The sequence below is a fragment of the Rhodococcus oryzae genome (assembly GCF_005049235.1).
In the GTDB taxonomy this organism is placed as follows: Bacteria; Actinomycetota; Actinomycetes; order Mycobacteriales; family Mycobacteriaceae; genus Rhodococcus_G; species Rhodococcus_G oryzae.
The window spans coordinates 403583-429145 of record NZ_SUMD01000003.1 but is presented as its reverse complement, the minus strand read 5'-3'; the positions used below and the strand labels follow the sequence as shown (position 1 = coordinate 429145).

General features: G+C 70.5%; 24 protein-coding genes and 1 pseudogene. 11 read left to right on the top strand and 14 right to left on the bottom strand.

From position 1 onward, the window contains the following. Nucleotides 1-158: 158 nt before the first annotated feature. From FCG67_RS08310 to menD, 8 genes and pseudogenes are all read right to left on the bottom strand, one after another. Complete coding sequence (locus FCG67_RS08310) at nucleotides 159-2519, bottom strand: ATP-binding protein (RefSeq protein WP_136908820.1); 2361 nt, start codon at nucleotides 2517-2519, stop codon at nucleotides 159-161. Between the two features lie 38 nt (nucleotides 2520-2557). Further along, nucleotides 2558-2959 (bottom strand): Zn-ribbon domain-containing OB-fold protein, encoded by a 402-nt coding sequence (locus FCG67_RS08305; protein ID WP_136908818.1) that lies wholly within the window; start codon nucleotides 2957-2959, stop codon nucleotides 2558-2560. Beyond that, a complete protein-coding gene (locus FCG67_RS08300; RefSeq protein ID WP_136908816.1) occupies nucleotides 2956-3840 on the bottom strand; it encodes an alpha/beta fold hydrolase in 885 nt (294 codons plus the stop codon). Before FCG67_RS08300 ends, FCG67_RS08305 begins: the two co-directional genes overlap by 4 nt. A gap of 103 nt (nucleotides 3841-3943) precedes the next feature. Then, nucleotides 3944-6292: an ATP-binding protein gene (locus tag FCG67_RS08295; RefSeq protein WP_136908814.1), complete on the bottom strand. Its 2349-nt coding sequence runs from the start codon at nucleotides 6290-6292 to the stop codon at nucleotides 3944-3946. An 87-nt stretch (nucleotides 6293-6379) separates the two neighbouring features. After that, nucleotides 6380-7078, bottom strand: coding sequence for a demethylmenaquinone methyltransferase (locus FCG67_RS08290; RefSeq protein WP_136908812.1), 699 nt, complete (start codon nucleotides 7076-7078; stop codon nucleotides 6380-6382). A 58-nt stretch (nucleotides 7079-7136) separates the two neighbouring features. Next, nucleotides 7137-8279 (bottom strand): glycosyltransferase family 4 protein, encoded by a 1143-nt coding sequence (locus FCG67_RS08285; RefSeq protein WP_211243146.1) that lies wholly within the window; start codon nucleotides 8277-8279, stop codon nucleotides 7137-7139. A gap of 198 nt (nucleotides 8280-8477) precedes the next feature. Beyond that, a pseudogene (locus FCG67_RS08280) lies at nucleotides 8478-8909 on the bottom strand (DUF3592 domain-containing protein); the annotation flags it as partial. After that, nucleotides 8906-10528: a 2-succinyl-5-enolpyruvyl-6-hydroxy-3-cyclohexene-1-carboxylic-acid synthase gene (gene menD / locus FCG67_RS08275; protein WP_136908811.1), complete on the bottom strand. Its 1623-nt coding sequence runs from the start codon at nucleotides 10526-10528 to the stop codon at nucleotides 8906-8908. The gene menD and the pseudogene FCG67_RS08280, both read right to left, overlap by 4 nt. A 99-nt stretch (nucleotides 10529-10627) precedes the next feature. On the opposite strand from menD, the gene FCG67_RS08270 reads away from it, so the two are divergent. After that, nucleotides 10628-11458 (top strand): siderophore-interacting protein, encoded by an 831-nt coding sequence (locus FCG67_RS08270; protein WP_136908809.1) that lies wholly within the window; start codon nucleotides 10628-10630, stop codon nucleotides 11456-11458. Nucleotides 11459-11521: 63 nt separating this feature from the next. Here the strand turns inward: FCG67_RS08270 and FCG67_RS08265 are convergent, their stop codons facing one another. The 4 genes from FCG67_RS08265 to FCG67_RS08250 form a co-directional block, all read right to left on the bottom strand. After that, the gene (locus FCG67_RS08265; protein ID WP_211243145.1) at nucleotides 11522-12700 is read right to left on the bottom strand and encodes a GDSL-type esterase/lipase family protein; all 1179 of its coding nucleotides are present in this window, start codon (nucleotides 12698-12700) and stop codon (nucleotides 11522-11524) included. 226 nt (nucleotides 12701-12926) lie between these two features. Then, a complete protein-coding gene (locus FCG67_RS08260; protein ID WP_077040721.1) occupies nucleotides 12927-13373 on the bottom strand; it encodes a DUF6918 family protein in 447 nt (148 codons plus the stop codon). Nucleotides 13374-13439: 66 nt separating this feature from the next. Beyond that, complete coding sequence (locus FCG67_RS08255; protein WP_136908807.1) at nucleotides 13440-14468, bottom strand: o-succinylbenzoate synthase; 1029 nt, start codon at nucleotides 14466-14468, stop codon at nucleotides 13440-13442. After that, nucleotides 14465-15253 (bottom strand): 2-phosphosulfolactate phosphatase, encoded by a 789-nt coding sequence (locus tag FCG67_RS08250; RefSeq protein WP_136908805.1) that lies wholly within the window; start codon nucleotides 15251-15253, stop codon nucleotides 14465-14467. Before FCG67_RS08250 ends, FCG67_RS08255 begins: the two co-directional genes overlap by 4 nt. A gap of 91 nt (nucleotides 15254-15344) precedes the next feature. On the opposite strand from FCG67_RS08250, the gene FCG67_RS08245 reads away from it, so the two are divergent. After that, nucleotides 15345-16238: a 1,4-dihydroxy-2-naphthoyl-CoA synthase gene (locus FCG67_RS08245; protein ID WP_136908803.1), complete on the top strand. Its 894-nt coding sequence runs from the start codon at nucleotides 15345-15347 to the stop codon at nucleotides 16236-16238. A 2-nt stretch (nucleotides 16239-16240) separates the two neighbouring features. Here FCG67_RS08245 and FCG67_RS08240 read toward each other — a convergent pair whose 3' ends face one another. Then, nucleotides 16241-17341, bottom strand: coding sequence for an alpha/beta hydrolase (locus FCG67_RS08240; protein WP_246044936.1), 1101 nt, complete (start codon nucleotides 17339-17341; stop codon nucleotides 16241-16243). 226 nt (nucleotides 17342-17567) lie between these two features. Here FCG67_RS08240 and FCG67_RS08235 point away from each other — a divergent pair, with 226 nt between their 5' ends. The 7 genes from FCG67_RS08235 (at nucleotide 17568) to FCG67_RS08205 (ending at nucleotide 22675) form a co-directional block, all read left to right on the top strand. Further along, complete coding sequence (locus FCG67_RS08235) at nucleotides 17568-18017, top strand: hypothetical protein (protein ID WP_136908799.1); 450 nt, start codon at nucleotides 17568-17570, stop codon at nucleotides 18015-18017. A gap of 2 nt (nucleotides 18018-18019) precedes the next feature. Continuing rightward, nucleotides 18020-18409 carry a VOC family protein gene (locus tag FCG67_RS08230; protein ID WP_097210935.1) on the top strand — a complete coding sequence of 130 codons (390 nt, stop codon included), beginning with the start codon at nucleotides 18020-18022 and terminating at the stop codon, nucleotides 18407-18409. A gap of 102 nt (nucleotides 18410-18511) precedes the next feature. Further along, the gene (locus FCG67_RS08225; protein ID WP_136908798.1) at nucleotides 18512-20155 is read left to right on the top strand and encodes an MFS transporter; all 1644 of its coding nucleotides are present in this window, start codon (nucleotides 18512-18514) and stop codon (nucleotides 20153-20155) included. A gap of 239 nt (nucleotides 20156-20394) precedes the next feature. Continuing rightward, the gene (locus tag FCG67_RS08220) at nucleotides 20395-21624 is read left to right on the top strand and encodes an inorganic phosphate transporter (RefSeq protein ID WP_136908797.1); all 1230 of its coding nucleotides are present in this window, start codon (nucleotides 20395-20397) and stop codon (nucleotides 21622-21624) included. Nucleotides 21625-21637: 13 nt separating this feature from the next. Further along, on the top strand, nucleotides 21638-21913 hold the full coding sequence (locus FCG67_RS08215; protein ID WP_136908796.1) for a hypothetical protein: 276 nt from the start codon (nucleotides 21638-21640) through the stop codon (nucleotides 21911-21913). A gap of 31 nt (nucleotides 21914-21944) precedes the next feature. Further along, on the top strand, nucleotides 21945-22259 hold the full coding sequence (locus FCG67_RS08210) for a DUF3349 domain-containing protein (RefSeq protein ID WP_136908795.1): 315 nt from the start codon (nucleotides 21945-21947) through the stop codon (nucleotides 22257-22259). An 11-nt stretch (nucleotides 22260-22270) separates the two neighbouring features. Then, nucleotides 22271-22675, top strand: coding sequence for a DUF3349 domain-containing protein (locus tag FCG67_RS08205; RefSeq protein ID WP_136908794.1), 405 nt, complete (start codon nucleotides 22271-22273; stop codon nucleotides 22673-22675). Here the strand turns inward: FCG67_RS08205 and FCG67_RS08200 are convergent. Then, the gene (locus tag FCG67_RS08200) at nucleotides 22672-23277 is read right to left on the bottom strand and encodes a TetR/AcrR family transcriptional regulator (protein WP_136908793.1); all 606 of its coding nucleotides are present in this window, start codon (nucleotides 23275-23277) and stop codon (nucleotides 22672-22674) included. The two genes, FCG67_RS08205 and FCG67_RS08200, sit on opposite strands and share 4 nt — an antisense overlap. 126 nt (nucleotides 23278-23403) lie before the next feature. On the opposite strand from FCG67_RS08200, the gene FCG67_RS08195 reads away from it, so the two are divergent. Further along, nucleotides 23404-24852 carry an MFS transporter gene (locus FCG67_RS08195; RefSeq protein ID WP_136908792.1) on the top strand — a complete coding sequence of 483 codons (1449 nt, stop codon included), beginning with the start codon at nucleotides 23404-23406 and terminating at the stop codon, nucleotides 24850-24852. A 23-nt stretch (nucleotides 24853-24875) separates the two neighbouring features. Beyond that, complete coding sequence (locus FCG67_RS08190; RefSeq protein WP_246044935.1) at nucleotides 24876-25547, top strand: SGNH/GDSL hydrolase family protein; 672 nt, start codon at nucleotides 24876-24878, stop codon at nucleotides 25545-25547. The last annotated feature ends 16 nt before the right edge of the window (nucleotides 25548-25563 follow it).

The window sequence follows — 25563 nt, the reverse complement described above, 5'->3', positions numbered from 1 at the left end:
CTGTGGATGAGCACTGCACCTGTTGCTCGAACATCGGGGGACCTCGGCTTCCTGGAGCTGATGACGACTCAAGTGTCCCTTTTGCCCTGGTCCCCGGCGACGGTGGAACCACCCGGGTGGGTACCTGTTTTCTCCGCTGACCGACCCCGACGCGATCGTCAGAGCGTTCGGGTTTCGACCTGCGCCTGCTCGACGACCCACGCGGCGATCTGCGCGCGGGAGGTGAAGCCCATCTTGGCGAGAACGTGCTCGACGTGGCCCTCGACGGTGCGCGGGGCGATCACCAGTTGCTCGGCGATCGCCCTGTTCGTCAGGCCCTGCGCGACCAGGTCGGCGACCTGCCGCTCACGTCGGGTCAGTGCCGAGGCGGCGCCTTCGGTCGGCGACCCCTGGAGTTGCTCGTCCAGCGCGTACGCGATGCCGTCATCGAAGCTCAGGTTGGCGCCCTGCTCGAAGGCCGACTCGTAGGCGCGCTTGGCGAGCGCGCTGCGGACCTGCAGCTCCGACTCCTCGCGATACGCGAGCAGGGGCGGTATGACGATCCCCGCGCTGCCCACGACCCGCCACAGCGAGTTGGCGATGCCGAACAGCACGGCCGCCCGCCGGGCGAGCCGATCGCCCGCGGCGACCCAGGCCAGCGCCTCGACACAGATCGCGGATCCGAGCGGATCGTCCACGACGCGGCTGAGCCGAAGACCCTGCTCGAGCAGCCCGGCCGCCCGCCGGGGATCGCTCTGCCACAACGCGAGACCGAGGGTCGACAGCGAGTAGGCCCGGTACACGGACTCGCCGCGGGATTGGGTGATCTCGAGAGCCTCCTCCTGGCAGGCGATCGAGCGCGTCGTGTCCCCGAGCAGCCCGCAGGCCAGCGCGAGGCCGAGCAGCGTCGCGAGCCGTAGCACCAGCTCCCGTCCCGTGTGGAACGCGTCGGCGATCTCCTCGAGGGAGGAGGCGGCCAGCTGCATGTCGCCGCTGCACACCGCGAGCTGCCCGACGGCGAGGGTCGCGAGCGCGCGAGCCTGGGCGTCGCCGAGGACCTCGGCGGCCTCACGCGCCCGCTCGACCAGCGCCGCCCCCGCCTCGATGTCGCCCTGGTTGCCGGCCAGCACGCTGTTCGCGTACAGCCCCCATAGCAACTCCACGGTCGGCTGCCCGTCCTGGCGGTCGAGAAACTGATCGAGCCAATGCCTACCCTCGCCGAGCAGGCCCCGGGACAACCAGAACGGGGCGAGGGCATCGGCGGTGCGCAGGCCGGCCTCCTCCTCTCCCGGCTCGGTCAGGCAGAATTCCATCGCCTCACGCAGGTTCGGCTGCTCCCGCCCCAGCCGTGCCATCCACTCCACCTGCCGCGGACCGATCCACTCGGCCTCCACGCAGATCACGAGCTGCTGGTACCAGTCCCTGTGCCGTCGCCGCATCGAGGCGTGTTCACCGGATTCCGCCAACTTCTCACGGCCGTACTCGCGGAGGGTCTCGAGGAGCCGGTAGCGCACCACGGCACCCGCTTCCTCCCGGATCAGGATCGACCTGTCGACGAGCGCCGCCACCACGTCCAGCAGGTCGTCAGGGCTCAGGTCCCCGGCACAGATGCCCTCCGCCGCATCGAGCTCGAAACCACCGGTGAACACCGATATCCGCCGCCACAGCATCCGCTCCCGCTCGGTGCACAGCTCATGGCTCCAGTCGATGCACAGGCGAAGCGTCTGTTGCCGCGTCGGCGCGCCGCGACTACCCCCGGTCAGCAGGCTGTAGCGATCGTTCAACCGGTCCAGGATCTGTTCCGCGGACATCGCCCGCAGGCGCCCCGCGGCCAACTCGATGGGCAGCGGCAGCCCGTCCAATCGCTGACAGATCCGGGCCACCGCGACCTGGTTGTCCTCGGTGAGCCCGAACTCCGGGACGGCGGCGGACGCCCGTTCGGCGAAGAGCGCCACGGCGTCGCCCCCAGCGAACCCGCGCCCGGACGGGCGCCGATCCGGATCCGGGACCGACAGCGGCGGCACCCGCAGAAAGGCCTCCGCTCCGATGCCGAACGGCTCGCGGCTGGTCGCCAGGATCCGGAGGTCCTGGCAGCGCCGCAGTAACGACTCGGCGAGCGCCGCGGCCGCATCGAGTACGTGTTCACAGTTGTCCAGCACCAGCAGCAGTCGTCGATCCGCGAGGTACTCCGCCAGCGAGTCCTGCGTGCGAGACGTCGACTGTTCCCGCAGTCCCAGCGTCGCGGCCACCAGGTCGGGCAGCAGGGCCTCCTCCTGCAGCTCGCCCAGCTCGACCAGCCACACCCCGTCCTCGAACGACCGCCGGGAGTCCTCGGCCACCCGGAGCGCGAGCCTGGTCTTGCCGACCCCGCCGATCCCGGTCAACGTCACCAGGCGCGAGACAGACAGCAGCCGCCTCGTCTCGGTCACCTCGCGGCGACGGCCGACGAAACTGGTCAGCTCGAGCGGTAAGTTCCCGACCTTGCCCCGGACAGCTGTAGCCATCGAACCGTCACTCTCAACACACGGTCCCCTGCCCAATCGACGCTACCCCCGGAGCGGGGTCGAAGGGGGCCGTGTCAGGCGACTCGCACGGCAGGCGCGTGTTGGCAGCCGTGGAACACCGGGTACCGCTCGTCGGGCTCCAGATGGTCGAACTCCACCCGGACCGGGCGGCCGGGGCGCACCGCGATCTCCCCCTCGATCCAACTGCAGATCCAGGGCCCGTCGTCGAGCGCGACGACGGCCAGCATGCACGGCAGGGCGTCGTCGTCCGCGCCGGCCCGCGCGCGGTCGGCCAGCTTCCAGGTCACCATCGACCCGAGCCCGGTCGACGGTACCCGCGACAGGTGGTCGCTCCCGCACGAAGAGCAGGTCACCGCGACCGGCGCGAGCAGCAGCTCACAGCATTCGCAGCGCCGGATCATCAGCGTGCGCGCGGACAGGCCGGCCCACAGGTGGGTCCCGCCCGCGGCCGTCACAACGTCACCGCCGCGGGTGTGTGCGGCTGCGGCTGCTCCGCACCGAACACGGTCGCCATCGCGGTGCCGAATCCGTGCGGGTTGTCGATCAGCCAGCCGTGGTTGCCCGCGACGGTGACAACCGTGGGATTGCGGAGCGCGATGCGAAGGGATTCGAAGCTGGCGCGCGGGATGAACGTGTCGTCACCGCCCCAGAGCAGCGTCACCGGAAGGCCGCGCTCCGCCAACTCGTCGAGTTCGCCGAGCAGGTCCGCGGTTCGGGCCAGGTGCGAGAGGCGCCACATCCCGAGCGGATTGCGCAGCACGTTGCCCACCGCGTCCGCCGTGATCGCCAGCAGGCCCGCGACGGACGGCCGAATGGCGAGGGCGTCGCCGGTGGCCGCCGCGCCCCAGGCCCACAGGGGCCGCTCGCCGATCGGGCGCACGTCGCCGTCCCCAGGGGACCATGCCGCGCCGCCAACGGAGTTGACCAGCACCAGCCGCGCCACCCTTGGTCCGAGGTCGTGTGCGGACTGGATCGCGACCCCACCTCCGAACGAGTGGCCCACGAGCGTCACCGGTCCCGCGATACCGATCGAATCGAGGAACCCGTCGAGCCAGCGCGCGTACCCGGCCAGGTTCCGCTCCTGCGGGGGAAGCTCCGCGGTGCCGCCGAATCCGGGAAGTGAGGGCGCGAACACCCGAACTCCCTGAGCCGCCATCCGCAGCAGTGCGCGGTCATACGCGCGGGGGGTCAGCGCGTACCCGTGCAGGAACACGACCGGAGCACCCGCACCCGCCACCGCATAGGACGCCGCCCGACCCTCGACGAGGGTGTTCTTCCAGCTGGTGTTCCTCGCCTGGCTGACGACGTAGGGGTGGCTTGTCGGGTGCTGCAACATCGAGGGCCTCGGCTTCGCGGTCGCGGATATGACCCAGCACACATTGCCGCTTGCGCCCGTTGACCGTCAGGGCGGAACTACCCGGATGCATACCTGTTTCTGATCAAGCCCCCCGTTGCGCGTCCGACTCCTGCTCCCGCGTCCGCTCGAGATACCAGGCGGCGATCTGGGTGCGCGAAGTGAACGCGAGCTTGGCCAGCACCCGCTCGACATGCCCCTGGGCCGTCCGCGGGGAGATGACCAATTTCTCGGCGATCGCCCTGTTGGTGAGGCCCTGCGCGACCAGCTCGGCGACCTGCATCTCACGCCGGGTCAGGCTCACTGCCTCCTCCACCGCCCGCGGCCCGGCGGGGCGGCGTTCACCGAGTGCGTAGCCGATCGCCTCGCGGAAATCCATCCCCCTGCCGCGGCGCCGCGCATCCTCGAAGGCGCGATCGCCGAGTGCCGCTCGTGCCCGCTGCTTGCACTCCGCGTGGTGGCTGAGCAGGTTGGGCAGGGTCACGGTGATGCCCCCCTCCGCCTTCGCCAGCGCGTTGGCGGCCCCCAACAGCACGGCGGCCCGGTCCGGCGCATCCTCGATCGCCGCGATCCACCCCATCGTCTCGAGGCACCAGGTGGCGATGATCGGGTCATTGACCCGGCGCACCAGGCGCAGGGCCTGCGCCAGCTGTGCGGCCGCCCGCGTCACGTCACCCTTGTGCAGGGTCGCGAGCCCGAGCCCCCACAGTGCGTACGCGCGATAGTAGGACTCGCCACGCGATGCGGTGATGGCAAACACCTGCTCGTAGCAGCCGACCGACCGGTCCTCGTCGCCGAGCAGCCCGCTGGCGACCGCCAACCCGAGCAGGCACCCGATCGCCCGGTGGAGTTCGCCGGTCGGCCGACTCGTCTGCAGCGCGTCTTCGAACGAACGCCGCGCGCCCGTGAGATGGCCGCTGAACAGCGACTGGAAACCGGTCGCGTACCCGGCGGCGGCCCGCAGCATCGGATCGCCCAGCTCCTGGGCGAGCGTGCCGCACTCCTCCACGAGGATGGCGGCGGTGGCGAATTCCTGCTGCATGCCCGTCATGACGCTGCACCCGAACAGCGCGAGCACCCGGTCCGCCGTGCGCCGATCGCCCGACCGCGCCAGCGCGCGATCCAGCCAGCGCCTGCCCTCGCTGATCAGCCCGCGGCAGATCCAGTACAGGTACAGGGAATTGACCATCCGCAGGCAGACGTCGGCCTCGGCGTCACCGGGCGCGGTCAGACTGAACTGCAGGGCCTCGCGCAGGTTCGACGTCTCCCGCGCCAGACGAGCGATCCACGACACCTGGTTCGGCCCGATCCACTCGGCCTCGGCCGTGTGGGCCAACCGCGCGTACCAGTCCCGGTGCCTGCGATGCAGCCCGTCGCGATCACCGGATTCCCGCAGTTTCTCGTTCCCGTAGGCGCGGAGGGTCTCGAGCAGCCGGTACCGCGCCGCGGGACCCTGCTCCTCGCGGATCAGGATCGACTTGTCGACCAACGACGCCAGGACGACGCGCAGTTCGGCCGAGGACAGCTCACCCGCACAGATCCCCTCCGCGGCATCGAACTCGAATCCGCCCGCGAATACCGACAGCCGGGCCCACAGCTCCTGTTCCCGGACCGAGCACAGCTCGTGGCTCCACTCGATGCTGGACCACAATGTCTGCTGACGGGTCGGCGCGCCGCGGCTGCCAAGGGTCAGCAACCGGAAACGATCGGTCAACCGCTGCAGGACCTGCTCGGCCGTCATCGCGCGCAGCCGCACCGCCGCCAACTCGATCGGCAGCGGCAGGCCGTCCAGCCGGTGGCAGATCCCGGCGACCGCCCGCCGGTTGTCCTCGGTGAGGGTGAACTCGGGTACCGCGGCCGAGGCCCGCTCGGTGAACAGCGCCACCGCGTCGTATCGGGGAAGGCCCTGCAACGAGGACGCCTCGTCGCTGCTCGGGGCCGTCAGCGGCGGCACCCGCAACACCGCCTCGCCGCTGATGCCGAGGGCCTCTCGGCTCGCGGCGAGAATACGCATCTCGGGGCAGGCCGTCAGCAACGACTCCGCCAGGGCCGCGACCGCCTCGACGAGGTGCTCACAGTTGTCGAGCACCAGCAGCAGGCGGCGGGTGGCGAGGTGGTCCGCCAACACCTCCTCGGGAAGGTGGGCGAGCTGGTCCCGAAGTCCGAGCGCGGCGGCCACCGTGGCAGGCACCAACGTCGGGTCGTACACCTCACCCAGTTCGACGAGCCATACCCCGTCGTCGAAAGCACGCCGGGAATCCTCGGCCACTCGCAGTGCCAGCCGGGTCTTGCCGACCCCGCCGATCCCGGTGAGCGTCACCAGACGGGACTCGGACAACAGCCGTCGCGCCTCGGTCACCTCATGGCGACGGCCGACAAAACTGGTCAGCTCGAGGGGCAGGTTCCCGACCTTGCCTTGCACGGTGGGCGGCATCGAAGCGTCACTCTCATCACACGGTCCCCTGTGTTTTCCACGTTACCCGCCGCGATCGTGCCTACGGGCGGGTTGCCGTGGGCAGGACTACCGTTCGGCGCGGTGCAACGCCACGACGCCGCCGGTGAGGTTGCGCCACTGCACGTTCTTCCAACCGGCCGCCTCGATCTTGAGCGCCAGCTCCTCCTGCGTTGGCCAGGCCCGGATCGACTCCGCGAGGTACACGTAGGCGTCGGGGTTGCTGCTCACCGTGCGCGCCACCACAGGCAGCGTCTTCATCAGGTACTCCATGTAGACCGTGCGGAACGGGCCGAAGGTCGGGGTGGAGAACTCGCTGACCACCAGGCGACCGCCCGGCTTGGTCACCCGGGCGATCTCCCGCAGGCCCGCCTCGAAGTCGGAGACGTTGCGCAGCCCGAACGAGATGGTCGCGGCGTCGAACACCGCATCCGCGAACGGCAGTGCCATCGCGTCGCCCGCCACCATCGGCACCCGACGGTCGGCGCCTGCCTTCAGCATGCCCTTGGAGAAGTCTGCGGCCACCACCCAGGCGCCGGAACGCCCGAGCTCCACGGTGGACACGCCGGTGCCCGCCGCGAGGTCGAGCACCCGCTCCCCCGGCTTCAGGTCGAGCGCCGCGCGCGTCGCCCTGCGCCAACTGCGGTCCTGCCCGAACGAGAGCACAGTGTTGGTGAGGTCATACCGCTTCGCGACGCCGTCGAACATCGACGCGACCTCGTGCGGATCCTTCTCCAGCGAGGCCCGAGACCCGTGTGTTGTTGCCACATCGTTGACGTTACAGGCGCGCGCCGGGCGCCTCGCGCCCAGATGAGCGCGCGGTGGCTCAGGCCGAGCGCTGCGCCGGGACACCGCGCGAGCCCGTCACGTCCTCGTAGTGGCCCAGCAGTTCGCCGCACACCGAGGACCACGTGCGGTGCAGCACCGACCTCCGGGCGGACGCTCCGAACCGGGCGCGCGTGGCCCGGTCCCGCAGCGCGATCACGGCACTGGGCAGCAGCTCCTCGAAGCGCTCGACCGGCAGCAGGTAACCGTTGCTGCAGTGCGCGACGAGATCACGTGGTCCCCCTGCGTCCGGACCGATCACCGGAACACCGCTGGCCAGGGCCTCCTGCACCGCCTGGCAGAAGGTCTCGTGCTCGCCCGGGTGCACGAACAGATCGAGGCTCGCGTACGCGTTGGCCAGCTCGTCTCCCCCGAGTTGCCCTGTGAACACAGCGGACGGCATCAGCCGCTGCAACCGCGCCCGTTCGGGGCCGTCACCGACGATCACCAGCTGCAGGCCGGGGTCGGCGGCCAGCACGGCCAGCCGCTCGACGTGCTTCTCCGGGGCCAGCCGGCCGACGAACCCGATCACCAACCGATCGGCGTCACACCAGCTCTCCCGCAGCTCGGCGCTGCGCCGGGAGGGCGCGAACCGCGTGGTGTCCACCCCGCGACCCCAGCGGAACACCCTTGGCACACCTCGCGATTCGAGCGCCTCGACGGCGGCCGTGGACGGGGCGAGGGTGCGGGCGGCCCCGCGGTGCAGGCGGCGGGTCCACCGCCACGCCGCCCTGCTGGTCAGTCCGAGGCCGTAACTCTGCGCGAAGCCGGCCACATCGGTCTGATAGACCGCGACGGCGGGCACGTCGAGCCGGTTGGCCGCCGCCAACCCGCCGGCGCCGAGCAGAAAGGGCGACGCCAGGTGCACCACGTCCGGGTCGAAGGACCGCAGCGCGGAGGTGATCCCGGGCTGCGGGATGCCCACGGGCAGGGAGCTGACCCGCGGGATCATCACGGCGGGCACGCGGTGCACCGGGAACCCGTCATGTGAGGTGGGCGCGGCCGGCCGGCCGGCGACACTGTCGGGGGCCACGAGCAGCGCCTGGTGTCCGTGGCGCTTGAGGTGCTCGAGCACCCGGATCACCGAGTGGGTGACCCCGTTCATGTTCGGCAGGAACGACTCCGCGACGATGGCTACTCGCACCAGCCCAGTGTCCGCGCCGCGCGGGCCGGGACGGGAAGGCCGAGGTGTCCGGGCGGCGAAGTTCCGGCGAAACCTGAGCTACCGGGGTCAGTCGGGCGGGGCCGCCGTGACATGAGGCGGCTCGGCCGCCGTGACATCAGGCTGCTCGGCCGCCGTGACATCAGGCTGCTCGGCCGCCGTGACATCAGGCTGCTCGGCCGCCGTGACATCAGGCTGCTCGGCCGCCGTGCGCCGCCGGACCAGCCACAGCGCCGGCAGGGCGATCAGCCACGTCACCGCGATCACCGACCCGGCCGGGACCAGGGCCACCCGGACATCGCGACCGGACACCCGGACCAGGTCCGGATCGGACCTCGCGTACTCGACGTCGATCCGCTGGCCGACGATCAGCTCGGTCGGGTACAACACGCCGAGCCGCGGGTTCTTGGTGACCCCGTCGGGGGTGACGAAGCTGATGGCCGAGCGCAGCCGGCCTGCGGAGAGCACCTCCGCGGTGGCCACGCCCTTGTCGGACTCGATCGTGAGGTCGTTGCGCCAGGCCGCGACCACCAGCAGGACCGCGAGCACCGAGATCCCGATCGCCGCGACCAGGATCCCCTTCCCGACCCGGCCCGCCACCGTCGGCGTCACAGCTGCGCCCGTACCGCGGCGTGCAGTTCGCGCAGCCCGGAACGTTCGGTCGCGACCTCGAGGACCCTGATACCCGCGGTGTTCGGCTCGGTCAGCGCCACCGCCAACTGTTCGGGGTTCACCGCGTGGTGCTCGACCCGGTAGGCGGCGCAGAGCGCGGACAGGTCCATCCCGTGCGGGGTGCCGAACACCCGCTCGAAGACACCCGCGTACTGCGGGTCGCCCTGCTCGAGGAGCTCGAAGATGCCGCCGCCGTCGTCGTTGGCCACGACGATCGTGAGGTCGCGCGGCCGCGGTTCCCCGGTGCCGATGAGCAGGCCGGAGGCGTCGTGCAGGAAGGTCAGATCGCCCATCAGCGCGAGGGTGCGGGTGTTCTCCCCCTGCGCGGCCATCGCCGCGCCCACCGCCGTCGACACGGTGCCGTCGATACCCGCGACACCACGGTTCGACAACACCCGGACGCCTGGCCGTGGATAGCTGACCAGGGCCGCGTCCCGCACCGGGTTGGACGCACCGAGCAGCAGCTGGTCGCCCTCGGACAGCGAGTCCATCACCACCTTGGCCACGTGCAGACCGGTCGGCTTCGGATGCGCCGAGAGCTGTTGCCGCACAGCCTTGTCCGCATGCTCGGTCAGGTGCCTGCAACGCTCGAGCCAGGCCACGTCGGGGGCGCCGGACACGACGGCGCGGGTGCCGGTGGCCAGCACGTTGCCGGACACGTCGGGCCAGCGCGGGCCGGTGGTGAGCGCGAACACCGACACCCGGGGGTCGGCGAGCAGCTTGGCCACCGGGCGGTGCAGCGTCGGCCTGCCGGTGATCACCGCCTGCCGGGGCTTGAGCTGGGGCAGCGCCAGCGGATGCAGCGGGATGCCGTGCATCGGCGCGGTCGGCTCGGCGACCGTCGGCAGACCGACGAGCTCCGGCCGATGACCCGAACCGTGGCCCGAGATCACCACGGTGTCCGGCGTCAGGTCCAGCTCGAGCGGCACGTCGAGGGTCGCGTGCGTGGTGGTCGTCCACGGGGCGCCGTCGGGCCTACCCTCCGGCACCGGGCCCTGGACGTGGGCGCCGGGCACCAGCGGCTCCCGCAGCGGCACGTCGAAATGCACCGGTCCCGCGTTGCCGGACCGTGCGCCCCTTGCCGCGGCCAGGACCCGGCAGACCGCCGAGCGCCACTGACTGTTCTGGTCGACGCCCTCCTCGGCGAGGCCGAGGCTGATGGTGGCCCGCACCTGGCTGCCGAACAGGCCCAGCTGCTCGATGGTCTGGTTGGCACCCGTCCCGAGGAGTTCGTAGGGGCGGTTCGCGCTGAGCACCACGAGCGGTACCCGGGCGTAGTTCGCCTCCAGCACCGCGGGGCCGAGATTCGCCACGGCGGTGCCGGAGGTCATCACGATCGGCACCGGGTGCCCGCTGCCGATCGCCAGGCCGACCGCGAGGAATCCGGCGGTGCGCTCGTCGATCCGCATGTGCAGCCGCAGTCGCCCGGCCGTGTCCGCGGCCTGCAGTGCGAAGGCCAACGGCGCGTTGCGCGAACCCGGGCAGAGCACCACGTCGCGCACCCCGCCGCGGATCAATTCGTCGACGACGGCGGTGGCCTGGGCTGTGGACGGATTCACGGTTCCAGGGTGTCAGACGGCCACCCACCGACGGGCGGCGGTCCGGGCACACCGTCAGTTAGGATTGCCTGAGCTAACCACCCCGCGAGGAACGAGACCATGGCCAAGCGCAGCAAGTTCGTCAAACCCGAGGACCGGCACATCACCAGGGCCCGGGTGCTCGGCAGCAAACAGGTGAGCCCCAACTTCATCCGCGTCACCATCGGCGGCGAGGAGCTGCGCAGCTTCACCCCCATGGGGTTCGATCAGTGGTTCCGCATGTTCATCCCGCAGCAGGGCCAGACCACGCTGCGGGTACCGAGCGCGACCAGCAACCTGTGGTACGCCCAGTACCTGGCGATGTCCAAGAGCACCCGGCCGGTGGTCCGGAACTACACGGTCCGCGGATTCCGCGGCGCGGACGAGGCGGTGTTCGGTGAGAACATCCCCGAGCTGGACATCGATTTCGTCTCGCACGGCGACACCGGACCGGCGTCGGCGTGGGCCGGGTCGGCAACCCCAGGGGACGAGGTCGCGCTGCTCGACGAGGGCCTGATCTACAACCCGACCCCCGAAGCGCAGTGGCAGCTGCTGGTCGGCGACGAGAGCGCACTGCCCGCCATCATGGGCATCCTGGGCTCGGCCCCTGCCGATCTACGCGCCGAGGTCTTCGTGGAGATCCCGCACGCCGAGGACGCCCAGCAGGTGACGACGCCCGAGGGCGTGAACCTGCACTGGCTGGTCCGCTCCGACCCGCACGATCGACCCGGGGTCCTCGCCCTGGAGACGGTGCGGCAGGCGGAGCTGCCGACGGGGCCGTCGTACACGTTCGTCGCGGGCGAGAGCGATCTGTCGACGGGCCTACGACGGCATCTGGTCAACGACCGCAAGGTGCCCAAGTCCGACATCGCCTTCACCGGCTACTGGCGCCACGGCAAGTCCGCACCCTAGGCGGCTGCGCCGCCTGTGAGTCTTTCTGGCCCCGTGAAGGGCCAGAAAGACTCACAGGGGTGACTACGGACGCCCGGTCAGGTACATCCCGCTGTGGTCCTGCCCCGCCGTGTTGCGGCAGGTGAAGTTGCCGCTCGGCTTGGCGTACAGCAGGTCGATGCAGCGGCCGAGCGCGAGCTGGCCGAAGTAGTTCGGGTGCATCGACTCCTGCCGGGTGCCCTGCGTGGTCCACCCCATGTCCAGCCAGCGCATCCACTCGCTGGTAGCCCCTGACGGCGCCGACGAGGCGCTCACCTGCTTGGCCGCCTTGGCGCAGACCTCGTGCCCGTCGAAGGCATCGCCGAGGTCGAGGAACTGCACACCCTTCGCGGCAGCGACACCGGCGAGGCGGTTGGAAATCTGCGGCACCAACGAATCTCGGGCCCAGTTGGCGTCGCCGTCCCAGAGCGGGCAGCCGCCGGTGTTCGCCCGCGCCCAGCCGCTTTCCGAGTACCGGTTATCCGCCGCGCGTGGGGTCGGCGAGGGTGCGGATTGCAGCACCACGCGATAGTCGGCGGCCGCGTAGCCGGCGCCGGACATCACGGCCCGGATCTCGTCGATGGACTTGGCGACACCGGCCATCGCGGCATTCATCTTGCCGTCCACCGCCGCCTGCTGGTCGTCGTTGCAGTAGGAGTACCAGACCAGGTAGTCCTGGACGCAGGTCGAGATGACGTCGGCGAATCCGAGGTCGTTCCCGCCGATCGAGAGGGTGATCAGCTTGACCTTGTTGGCCGCGGCGACCGCGGCCAGCTGATCGGCCTGCGGCGCCTCACCCTTGAAGGCCTGGCCGCCGTTGGCCGCGCGGAAGATGTTGGCGGTGACGGCGCCGGAGCAGGCCAGGTTGATCCTGGTCTGCGCTACGGACGTGGCGCTGTTCACCTCGGCCGAATCGGAGCGGTCGCAGCCGTTGGCGAAGGTGTTGCCGTACACGCGGGCGGGGTCGTAGCCGCTGCCCGTCCAGGCCCGGTCGGTGCCGTCGCGGCTGCCGGAGGTGGTGAGACTGTTGCCCTTCCAACGTCCCGCCTCGCCGGACATGTAGCTGTCGCCCATCGACACGCTCGCCGTCGGCCCGGCGGGAACGGCCGCGGCGGGCGCGGCGAACACCGACAGACCGGCGGCGGCCAGGGGTACCGCCAGCAGGGCGGCGAGCAGACTCCTGGCGCTGCGGCCGGCGGCAGATTTGTGGCAGGTTTCGACCAACGCGGGCTCCTGGGGATGGGCACACCTGTCCTACGAGGACAGGCACGCATTCGTACTGGGGAGGTCGCCGGCCGGTGACGCCAGGGAGTCTGGCACGGGCCCACTTGCTACCGCCGGGTAATCGCAGTTTTTGCGTTAAACACTTCGGCGGCGATCCGACGGCCCGACCCCACATACGACGATGGGCCGGATCCCCCAGGGATCCGGCCCATCGACTACCAGCGTCTTAGCTTGCGTGCTTCTCGACGAGCGCACCGAGTCGCGGCAGCGCCTCGATGACGTTCTTCTTCGCCGACGGGCGCATGGTCGAGTAGACCTTCTTGATGGCGGACTTGCTGGTGCCCTCGATCTTCTCGTCGGTCACGCCGAGCAGCGCGTCCGCGACCTGCTCGCTTCGCGCGCTGAGGAAGTCACCGAAGCCGGCGCCACCCGCCGCGCCGAAGTCCTGCCAGAACGGCTCGAGGCGGGAGATGAATCCGGGCAGCAGTCCCTCGACGGCCTCCGGCACGATCGACGGTCCGACCTTCTTCACGGCTCCGTAGCCGCCCTTGACCGCGAGGCCCGAGGCGCCCGTCTTCTCCGAAACCTCGGCGTCGATCAGCTCCTGCACGTCCGCGACCACGGCGGGCAGCCGGGACGGGTCGAGAAGGGTGTCATTCAGTGCTGCAACCACTTTCAATGCCTCCGATGTTGACTTGGGTGTCGCGCCAGACCTTATACGACGCGGAGCCAACTCGGCTTACTCAGCATCCGCCGAGAGCAGCCCGTGACACCGCTCGAGCCTCGCGACCCACCACCGTGTGCGCTCCGGTGAGGCCAGCAGCCCGGCCAACAGCTCCGGGTCCGGTACGACGGCCGAGGCCGGCAGCGCCCCGTCCACCATCGCGCGTGGCGCCGCGACATCGGCCTCGAACAGTCCGCCGGTGCCGAGCCCGCAGGCGTACTCCAGCTGCGGCAGCGCGGCCGCCGCCGCCAGCCCCGCACCCATCCCCACCGCGGAGTCGAGCGCGCTCGAGACCACCACCGGCACACCGTGACCCGCCAACTGAGCGGCGAGGCGCAGCAGTGCCCGCATGCCGCCGAGGGGCGCGACCTTGACCACCGCCACATCCGCACCGCCCGCGCGGACGACCCTCATCGGGTCCTCGGCCCGGCGGATGCTCTCGTCGGCGGCGATCCGCACCCGTGCGCGACCGGACGCCGCCGCGTGATCGGCCAGGCGCCTACGCAATTCGACCAGTTCGGGGACGGAGGCGCACGGCTGCTCCGCGTACTGGAGCGGTCCATCCGAGGACAGCGCCAGCAACGCCTCCTCCGCCTCGCCGAGACCCCACCCGCCGTTCGCGTCGACCCGCACATGCTCGATCTGCGCACGGACCGCCGCGACCCGCGCCAGGTCCTCGGCGAGCGACTGCCCCCGCTCGGCGACCTTCACCTTCGCCGTCTCCGCGCCGGGGAACCTGGACAGGATCTCGGGCACCCGCGCCGCCTCGACCGCGGGCACGGTCGCGTTGACGGGCACCAGCGCACGCAGCGGCGCGGGCGGGCCCAGCCAGGCCGCCTCGATCGCCGAGCGCAGCCAGGACGCGGCCTCGGCGTCGGCGTATTCGGGGAATGGGGCGAACTCGCCGAAACCGGCGGGCCCGCGCAACAGCATCACCTCGCGAGCGGTGATGCCGCGGAAGCGGACTCGCATCGGAAGGCTCACCACGACGGCGCCATCGCGAAGCTCGGACAGTGGCGGCAGCGGAACCGGTTCGCCGCTCATGACGCGGCGTCCACGAACGCCTCGCCCCGCAGCAGCGGGACCACGGCGCTGGTGTCGAGTTCGGCGGCGATGTCGACATCGTCGCCGAATCCCTTGTCGACGAGCTCCCGGCCGCTCGCGCAGTCATGCAGCCTGCCCCACAGGTCGCTCTCGGCCGCGGCGAAGGCCTCGGCAGCCGCGCGGGCCTCGGGAGACACCGCCTCCGCGCCCAGCGCCCCGAGCGCACGGAGCACCGCGCCCGCACCCCAGAGATCCTCCAGGCCAGGGCGGATGGTCCCATCCGGCCAGCGCTCCCCCGCCGCGATCACCGCCACCCGCGGCGGCCGCGCCGCACCGCCCCGCGCCGAGAGCCAGCGCGCCACCGCGGTGGCGTTGCGCAGCGAGGCCCCCACCACCTCGACCCCGGCGTCGGCCAGCCCGAAGGACAGCGCAGATCCGTTAGGGGACGGCAGCACCAGCCGCTGCCCGCGCGAGTCAGGAGGCCGGGCCGGGCCGAAGGCGGCCCGGACCGATCCGGGCGAGAGGCTAACCTCTCCCGGCACCGCGCGCGATCGGCCGACCGCAAGGGTCGCCCCGCGTTCGGCGGCGTAGCCGGCGGCGGACTCGGGGTCCCATCGATAGGGGTAGACGCTCACGCCGCCGTCCAGCGCGACGGTCAGTGTGGTGGTGAACGACAGCACGTCGACGACGACCGCGACGTCGCAGTCCTCGATCAGGGCAGCGGCGCCCGCCGGTCCCCAGTCGAAGCGGAGTCGGTACGCACCCTGACGGTGAGCGGGAAGCATGCCGTCATCCTCGCACCTGACCTCATGGCAGGCCCGGCAGCAACACCACCATCAGCGCCCCGCGGTCGGGCGGGGCCTATCCTTGGCGATCGTGACCTTCAATGCGCAGCTGTGGCGTCCGGTTCCCGGGTTCGAGAACCTCACCGATATCACCTATCACCGGCACATCACGCAGGGCACCGTCCGCGTCGCCTTCAACCGTCCGGAGGTGCGCAATGCGTTCCGGCCGCACACGGTCGACGAGCTGTACGCCGCCCTCGACCATGCCCGGATGACCTCCGATGTGGGCGCGGTGCTGCTGACCGGCAACGGTCCCAGCCCCAAGGACGGCGGCTGGGCGTTCTGCTCGGGAGGCGACCAGCGCATCCGCGGACGCAGCGGCTACCAGTACGCCGCGGGCGAGACCGCCGACACCGTGGACAAGGCGCGCGCGGGCCGGCTGCACATCCTGGAGGTGCAGCGCCTGATCCGTTTCATGCCGAAGGTGGTGATCTGCCTCGTCAACGGCTGGGCCGCGGGCGGCGGGCACTCGCTGCACGTGGTCTGTGACCTGACACTGGCCAGCCGCGAACACGCCCGGTTCAAGCAGACCGATGCAGATGTCGGCAGCTTCGACGGCGGATACGGCAGCGCCTATCTCGCGAAGATGGTGGGGCAGAAGTTCGCCCGCGAGATCTTCTTCCTCGGCGATGCGTACACCGCCGAGCAGATGCATCAGATGGGCGCGGTCAACAAGGTCGTCGACCACGCCGAGCTCGAGGACGTCGCGCTGGAGTGGGCCGAGAAGATCAACGGCAAGTCCCCGCAGGCGCAGCGGATGCTCAAGTACGCGTTCAACCTGGCCGACGACGGCCTGGTCGGCCAGCAGCTGTTCGCCGGTGAGGCCACCCGGATGGCCTACATGACCGACGAGGCCGTCGAGGGCCGAGATGCGTTCCTGGAGAAGCGCGATCCCGACTGGTCGCCGTACCCCTGGTACTTCTAGGCCTACAGCCCGAGCGCCTGCCGCAACGTGGGCCACGCCTTGGGCAGCCGGTCCTCCCAGTAGGCCCAGGCGTGAACACCGGTGGGCTCGTAGTCGACGGTGGCCGGGATGCCCAGCTCCTGCAGCTTTCGGTCGAGCCGCTTCGTGCACTGGTTTGCCGCGGCCTCGATGGCCCCGCCGACCACGAACCGCTCGGCGTCGGTGCCGGGGCCCTCGTGCTTCCCGGGAATTCCGGTGCCGACCGACAGGTAGATGGGCTTGCCGCGCAACGCCTCCGCGTGACGCACCGTGTCCTGCGCTTCCCACTCGGGACCACCAGGCACACCCCACATGTTGGCCGGATCCCCGCCGCGGGAGGAAACCGTGACCTGCGTGCTCAGCCGCCCGACGTCGTCGGTGGTCGAGTAGCACCCACTGAAGACCGCGACGCCGCGGTAGAGGTCGGGACGCCGGTGCGCGAGCATCATCGCGCCCTGCGCGCCCATCGAGGTGCCCGCGATCGCGTTGACGCCGTTGGTCTTCAGCCGCGCGTTGATCAGTGGCGGCAGCTCCTTGGTGATGAAGGTCTCCCACTTGTGCAGCCCGATCTTCGGATCGCGCTTGTCCCAGTCGGTGTAGAGGCTGGCCACCCCGCCGTTGGTCATGACCACGTTGGCGTTCTTGTCGGCGAAGAACTCCGGGGCCCCGCCCATGTACATCCACCCGCTCTGGTCCTCGCCCGCGCCGACGCCCTCGAGCATGTACAGGGTGGGCCGCGGGACGCTGCCGTCCGCGGGCAGGAGCACGTCCACGCCGACCTCACGGTGCAGCGCGGGCGAGGCGATGAGGAACCGCGCGACCCGTTCCGAGGTGAACTTCTCCGAGACGATCGCCGGGGTGACGATGTCGTCGCGCAGTGGGGGTATCGGGCCCGGGTCGTCCTGCCACGACTCGGGCATCGTCGATCCGGAGGTGACGCTGCCCGAGTCCGAGCTGCCGCCCGCGCTGCCCGAATCCGAGCTACCCGAACTGCCCGCGCTACCCGAGTCGCTGCCCGTGCCCGGTGCCGCGACGGCCTCGCCGGACCCTGCCAACACCGCGATCGCGACCAGGGCCACACCCATTGCCCGGCCCCACACAGGACGACGACACGCGAAATTCATGGACTCCCCCAGCCTCGATGGTGTCGATCGGATACGGGCACCAGACGGCCCGGACCGCCGGCCTCCTGGGCGACGGCACCGATCGCCGAGACGGTACCGCGTTCGGGTTGGCCGCGCAGGGGAATTCGTTTGCCACTGTCACGAATCTCGCGCCCGCGACCGACACCGGATCGGGCACACTGAACGCATGGGCGTCGACCGCGAAGAGCCTGCACCCGAACACCGTCGGCCCGACGGTGTCACCGACGCCGAGATCGCCGCCGCCGGACGGGTCTCCGAGGCCCTCGAGACTGTGGAGCGGGCCCGCGGGCACCTATACGGGTTCCACCAACTCATCGGGCACGCACACCTGCAGCTCGCCGAGGCGGCCGATATGCTGCGCGCGGCCGGCCACAGCGAGCGGGCCGACAAGATCCTGGAGGAGCTGGTCGGCCGCAATGTGCTGGCGGGCCGCTGGACCTTTCAGGTGGTGGAGGAGTTCGACGACGGGTACTGGTCGGAATTCCGCGAACACGAGCAGGCGGTGCGCGAGGAACTGCTCGGCGGGCGCAGGCACCTGTACGAGGCGGAGATGAAGCAGCGCAGACGGACACCGGGCAGGCCCGGGCACGAGGCCCGACCCGCGGAGCAGGAGTGAGCATGGAGATTCTGAGCAGCCGGACGATCCTGCGGCCGGCCGACTATCCGACCACCCTGGCGTTCTACGCGCAGACCCTGGAGCTCGCGGTCGCGCGCGAGTATCCGGGCGGCACCGTGTTCTTCGCCGGGCAGGGATTGATCGAGGTCGCCGCGCACGGCGCATCCGGGGTGAGCACCCGCTTCGACGGCGCCCTCTGGTTTCAGGTTCGCGATCTCACGGCCACGCAGACGGAACTGGTGCTCAAGGGCGTGCAGATCATCAGGGAGGCGCGGCAGGAACCATGGGGCCTGCACGAGTTGTGGATCGCCGACCCCGACGGCGTCCCGATCGTGTTGGTGCAGATCCCGGCGGACCACCCGATCCGGAGGGACGGCCGCCCGGCCCCCTAGGCGGTTGCGGGACCGGTTCTCTCGGCGCGGCGCCGTTGACGACCGGGGCCCTGGCAGCGGACGATTCGTGCACTGCGGAACCCATCGACCCCGAGGTCACCGATGAGCACAGCTGCTCGGCGCACATCCTCCACCCGAACTGGCAGCGGTACAGGCAGCGGCCTGGTGCTCGCGGTGCTGGCCTCCGGCCAGTTCCTGATGACGCTGGACAGCTCCGTCATGAACGTCTCGATGGCCACCGTGGCCGCGGACCTGAACACCACGATCACCGGGATCCAGACGGCCATCACCCTGTACACCCTCGTCATGGCCACGCTGATGATCACGGGCGGCAAGGTGGGCAGCATCCTCGGCCGTCGCCGTGCCTTCGGCATCGGACTGGTCATCTACGCCGCGGGGTCCTTCACCACGGCCCTGGCACCGAACCTGGGCGTGCTGCTGATCGGCTGGTCACTCCTGGAGGGCATCGGCGCCGCGCTGATCATGCCCGCGATCGTCGCCCTGGTGGCGAGCAACTTCGCGCCGGAACGTCGCCCCGCGGCCTACGGCCTGGTCGCCGCGGCCGGGGCGATGGCCGTCGCCGCGGGCCCCCTCATCGGCGGCGCGGTCACCACGTACGCGTCCTGGCGCTACGTCTTCCTCGGCGAGGTCGTCATCGTCGTGTTGATCCTGTTGGTGCTCAGGAGAATCGAGGACACCCCTCCTGCGAAGGTGCACCTCGACCTGGTGGGATCGGCCCTGTCGGTGCTGGGGTTGGGCATGCTCGTGTTCGGTGTGCTCCGCTCGAGCGAATGGGGCTGGATCCGGCCAACGCCCGACGGCGTCCAGTTGATGGGGGTATCGGCGACCCTGTGGTTGATCCTCGCCGGGTTGCTGGTCGTCTATGTGTTCCTGCTCTGGGAGACCCGCCTGTCCAAGGCCGGCGCCGAACCGCTCCTCGATCCCCGACTCCTGCAGAACCGCCAGCTCAGCGGCGGCCTGACGATGTTCTTCGCGCAGTTCATGGTGCAGGCCGGGATCTTCTTCGCGGTCCCGCTGTTCCTCTCGGTGGTTCTCGAACTCGACTCGCTGCAGACCGGCCTGCGTCTGCTCCCGCTGTCGGTGGCTCTCCTGCTCGCCGCCGCGGGCATTCCCAAACTCTGGCCTCGTGCGGCTCCCCGCCGGGTGGTGCGGTGCGGTCTCGGTTCGATGATCGTCGGGATCCTGGTCCTCGTCGCCGGGTTGGACCCCGGCGCCAACGCCGCGATCGTCGCCGTCCCGATGCTCCTGATGGGGCTCGGGCTGGGCGCGCTGGCGTCCCAGCTCGGCGCGGTCACCGTGTCCGCGGTGCCGGACTCGCAGAGCGCCGAGGTCGGCGGGCTGCAGAACACGGCGACCAACCTCGGCGCGTCGCTGGGGACCGCACTGATCGGTGCGGTGCTCATCACGACGTTGAGTGCCGCGACCGTCGACGGAATCCAGGACAACCCCGACGTGCCCGTCGCCGTGCAGCAGCAGGCCACCACCGAGCTGGCCGCCGGGGTCCCGTTCCTGTCCGACACCCAGCTGACCGCGGCGATGGACGAGGCCGGGGTGAGCGGCCCGACCGCCGACGCCGTCCTCGCGGTCAACGCGGACGCCCGGCTGGAGGCGCTGCGAGTGGCGTGCGGCCTCGCCGCGCTCCTCGCCGTCCTCGCGCTGTTCTTCACCGCGAACATCCCCCGCGAACCGGTCGGGTCGGGCGGCCAACCGCGGCGTGAAGAGTGACGGGTCCTGGCCCCTGCATGCGGCTCGGCGATCCGATCGGTCCGCCCCGGTGAGCTTCGACACATTTCGTTCCGGACTCTGACGATTCGCATGCCGACGGAGCGGTGCGCGCGCCGTTCGGGGCCCGCCCGAACCGCCCGGACCTGGCCCGACGGTCGGCGGCGCGGCGCGCTCGAAAGCACGCGCGAACAGCGGGTACAGACTCGACTTTTACGCGTTCGTAACGGAGGATCGAGGCCGTGAACGCGGAACTCATCGTTCTTCTTGTCGTAGTTGTCACAGCCCTCGGGTTCGACTTCACCAACGGCTTCCATGACACCGGCAACGCGATGGCGACGTCGATTGCGACCGGGGCACTCAAACCCAAAGTCGCGGTTGCGCTTTCCGCAATCCTCAATCTGGTGGGCGCGTTCCTCTCGGTGGAGGTCGCGGCCACCGTCGCGAAGGGCGTGGTCAACCTCAACTCCGTCGGAGGCGAGGATCTGCTGTTCATCGTCTTCGCCGGACTTGTCGGCGGAATCATCTGGAACCTGGCCACCTGGCTGTTCGGCATCCCCTCGAGTTCCTCGCACGCACTGTTCGGCGGCCTGATCGGCGCGGCCCTCGCCTCCCTCGGGATGAACGGCGTGGAGTGGGGCGGCGTGCTGAGCAAGGTGGTCATCCCGGCACTGCTGGCACCGGTCGTCGCCGGCCTCGTCGCCACGGCGGGAACCTGGCTGATCTACCGGATCACCCGCGGCGTCAGCGACGAGACCAAGGATTCCGGATTCCGGCTCGGCCAGGTCGGCTCCGCGTCGCTGGTGTCCCTCGCGCACGGCACCAACGACGCGCAGAAGACGATGGGCGTGATCTTCCTGGCCCTGGTCGCGCACGGCACCCTCAACGCCGACTCCGACATGCCGTTCTGGGTGAAGCTGAGCTGCGCGGTCGCGATCGCCCTCGGCACCTACCTCGGCGGCTGGCGCGTGATCCGCACCCTCGGCAAGGGCCTGGTGGAGATCGCGGCGCCGCAGGGCATGGCCGCGGAGGCGTCCTCGGCCGCCATCATCCTGACCTCCAGCCACCTGGGGCTGCCGCTGTCCACGACGCACGTCGCCACCGGCTCGATCATGGGTACCGGCGTCGGCCGCCGCGGCGCCGAGGTGCGCTGGGGCGTCGCGGGCCGGATGGCGGTCGCCTGGCTGATCACCCTGCCGTCGGCCGCGCTTGTCGGCGCCGTGTGCTGGGGCATCGCGCAGCTCATCGGCGGCCTGCCGGGCGTGCTGGCGGTGTTCGCGATCCTGCTGCTGCTGGCGGGCTGGATGTATGCGCGTTCACGCAGGCAGCCGATCGATTCGAGCAACGTCAACGCGGAATGGGACGGCGGCCTGATCCCCGCCGAGGACATCCCCGGGCCGCCGGCGGCGAACCCGACCCCCGCGCCCGCACCGGCCGCGGAGCCTGCCCCGCGCGACAACGTGACAGCCTGAGGAATACAGCACCATGGATCTTCTCTCGAAAACCGTCGATTCGCTGTGGCAGGTCATCGCGGTGGGGCTGCTGCTCGGGGCCGGCCTGCCCGCGATCTTCGCGCTCGGCCTGCGGGCACTGGACTCCGGTTCCACCACCGATCCCGCCACGGCGACGACCACCCGCAAGCCAGTCGCCGTCATCGCAGCAGGCGCATGCTTCGCCGTGGTGATCGTGGCGATCATCACCGGCATCCTGTTCGTCATGCAGGGCTTCCTCAGCCACACGTTCGGCATCGAGATCTTCTAGCGTCGGCCCACGAGTCGAGAGGCAACAATTCGTGACCTCAGCAAAACAAGCGTTCCCACTGTCCGTACTGACCTGGCTGCAGGACGGGTACCCGCAGGGCATCCCGCCGAAGGACCGCATCCCCTTGGTGGCCCTGCTCCACCACGAGCTGACCGCCGAGCAGATCAAGGACGTGGCCGTCGCGCTCGCCGAATCGCGGGGCGAGGGCGAGGACCCGACCGTCACCCGCGCCGAGATCGGCGACCTGATCGAACAGATCACCCACGAGGCCCCGTCGGATCACGACATCGCCCGGGTCCGGTCCGTGCTCGCCGCGGCCGGGTGGCCGCTCGGCGACGAGCCGTAGGACGCACCGCCGTGGCCCTTCCACCGTTCCTCACCTCGATACTCGGGTGGCTGCGTGCCGGGTATCCCAACGGTGTGCCCGAACAGGACTACATCCCGTTGATCGCCCTGCTCCGCAGGCGCCTTTCCGACGAAGAGGTCCACGCGGTCACCGACGCACTGGTCGAGCAATTCCCGCCGCCGATCGACAAGATCGACATCCAGGTGCTCATCACCAAGGTCACGGACGAGATGCCCGTCGAGTCCGATGTCGAGCGGGTGCGCGCACACCTCGCGGCCGGGGGCTGGCCGCTCGCCGACGAACCCGGTGACGGGCCGAACGGGGCGACGACCCTGCGCGCGCTCGACCGTGACGCCGAGTCGGCCGCCGACGACGGGGCATCGGCGGACGGGGACACTCCCCCGGAGACCGGCTAAGCGATCAGCCCGTCGATGATCCCGCGGGCAACCGGCGCCGCCTCCGACTCCCCCATCCGCAGCGCGGTGTTGACCGCACCGAGCAGCGCTTCGATCTCGAACGCCAGCGCCGCGGCATCCTTCCCCTGCGCCGCGCCCTGATCCTGGGCCCGCCGGATCTCGCGCGTGAGCAGCTCGCGCCAGTCCCGCTGATCGGCCGCGATCGCGTCACGCACCGGCCCGGGCCTGCTGTCGAACTCGGAGACGGTCGCGACCCGGAAGCAACCGCCGGGGAACACCGGCGCCGACACGAAGTCGAACCAACGGTCGATCAGCGCCCGTAGCCGAGGCATCCCGCCGGGCTCCTTCAGGCTCGGCCGGACGACGTGCTCGATGAACACCTCCCTGGCCGACTGCACCGCGGCGACCTGAAGGTTCTCCTTGCTGCCGAACAGTGTCGCGACGCCGCTCTTGCTCAGCCCGAGGTCGGTGGCGAGCCTGCCGATGCTCAGACCGGTCAATCCCTCGACCGAGGCGACGTCCGCCGCGTGCCGGGCGATCGAGGCGCGAGCCAGCGCCCCCTTGATCAGCCGCTGGTCGGAAGTCTGAGCCGTATCCACCATCGCTCCATTCTCCACGAGTTCTTGCCAAATTGCACGAACGGTCGTACGTTCAGTATCTACACGAACGATCGTACGTTTTCTTCGCCCCGGCCACCCTCGTCGGACCCCCTCCGAAAGGAACCCACCATGACCGAAGTGTCCGAGCAGGCACCCTCTCCGGCGCGGGCGTCCTCCCGCATCGCTCTCCTGATCGCCTGCAGCGCAACCTTTGTCGCCTTCCTCGACCTCTCCGTCGTCAACATCGCGTTCCCGGCGATCGCCCGGGACTTCACCACTGCCGCACCTACCACCCTCACCTGGGTGGTGAGCGGCTACGCGGTGGCATTCGCGGCACTCCTGACGCCGGGAGGCCGACTCGCCGACAGTCTGGGCCGACGGCGGATCTTCCTCGTCGCCCTGGTCGGGTTCGCCGTCACCTCGCTGCTGTGCGCGGTCGCACCGAGTGCGCCGTGGCTGATCGGCAGCCGCGTCCTGCAGGGCGCGACCGCCGCGCTGATGATCCCGGCGGCACTCGCACTGGTGTTGGCCACCACCGCCCCCGACCGGATCACCGCCGCGATCGGCGCATGGTCCGCCGCGGGTGGATTGGCGGCGGTGGTCGGCCCCGCGATCGGCGGCGCTCTCGTCGAGTCGTTCGGCTGGCGCGCCGTGTTCGTCATCAACATTCCGATCGCGGCGGCCCTGGTGGCGCTCGCCGCGGGCCTCCGAACCGGCGAGCCCGCGCACCGGGAAGTCGGCGCACCGGCCGTCCCCGACATCGTGGGCACCCTGGCCGCGGCGCTCGGCATCGGCGCGGTGGTGGCGGGCGTGACCGAGGGGCAGAGCTGGGGCACGACGTCGCCTGCGACGCTCCTCACCGTCGGCGCCGGACTGATCCTCGTGGCGGTCGCCCTCGTCCGGTCCAGGCGGCATCCGAGTCCGGCGATCGCGGTCGACCTGTGGCGCAATCGGCGATACGCCCTCACCAACGCCACCTCGTTCGTGTTCGGTGCGGCGATGTTCGCCTGGCTGCTGGCCGGCCCCCTGTTCCTCGACGCGATCTGGGGTTACACAGTCCTGCAGTCCGCCGCGGCGCTCAGCGTCGGAGCGGTGGCCGCCATGGTGACGGCGACGGTAGCCGGCCGCGCGGGCTCCGCCAACGCACTACGCCTACTGGGGGTGCTGGGCGCACTGATGTTCGCGGGCTCGGCGTTCTGGGCGAGCACCGATGCGTTCGGCGCAACGCCGCACCTGTGGTCCGTCTGGGCTCCCGCCTCCCTCCTGGGCGGCGGCGGTATCGGCTTACTCGTCACGGTCCTCGGCACCGCCGCGGCGAGTTCCCTTCCGCCTCAGCAGTTCGCGTCGGGGGTCGGGATGAACCTGATGTCCCGCCAGGTCGGCGGTGCGCTCGGCGTTGGCGTGCTCGCCTCGATCCTCGCCGCCCATCCGGGCGACGCGCTGGCCGGTTTCCACCTCCTCTTTCTCACCTGCGCGGTCACCGCGGTGGCCGCCGGAATCCTCGTCGCCGCCCTGACCGAGAAGCAGGCGACCCATTCCGACACCGACACCGACACCACGATTCTCGCCGAGAGCTAGGGGTAACAGCGATGAGCCACAACATGATCCGAACCGAGGCGACCGATCCGATGTGCCTCGACGCCGACGAGATCCGCGCCCTGCTGACCGACGCGCCCTGGTCGCGGTTCGCGGTCATGGGCGACTCGATAGCGAAGGGCATCGGTGATCCCAGCCCCGGCTACGAGACCGCCACCTGGGCGGACCGGGTCACGACGGGACTGCGGTCGGCGCGTCCGGACGTGTCCTACCTGAACACCGGGCGGATGGGCGCGACCAGCGCGCAGGTCCTCGACGAGCAACTGCAGACCGTGCTCGACTTCGACGCCGACCTGGTGCACATCACCTTCGGCGGCAACGACCTGTGGCTTCCGGATGCCGACCTCGACGCGATGGCCCGTAATCTCGAGACCGCATTCGCGGCGATACACCGGTCCGGCGCACAGATTTCCACGCTCGCGCTGGCCGACGTCTTCGTCGACAAGCAACTTCGGACCATGCGCGATCGCATCGCCCATCTCAACGACGTCACCCGCGCCCTGGCCGCTCGCTATGACGCGGTCCTGATCGACCTGTGGGAGCACCCGCTTCGGCTGCGGCCGGATCTGATGAGCGCGGACCAGATCCATTTCACGATGAGTGGGTACGCCGTGGTGGCGTCGGAGATGGTGCGGGCGCTGCACGATCGCCTCGCACGAGCGACGCTCTCGGCGTGAGGGCCTGAGACGCCCG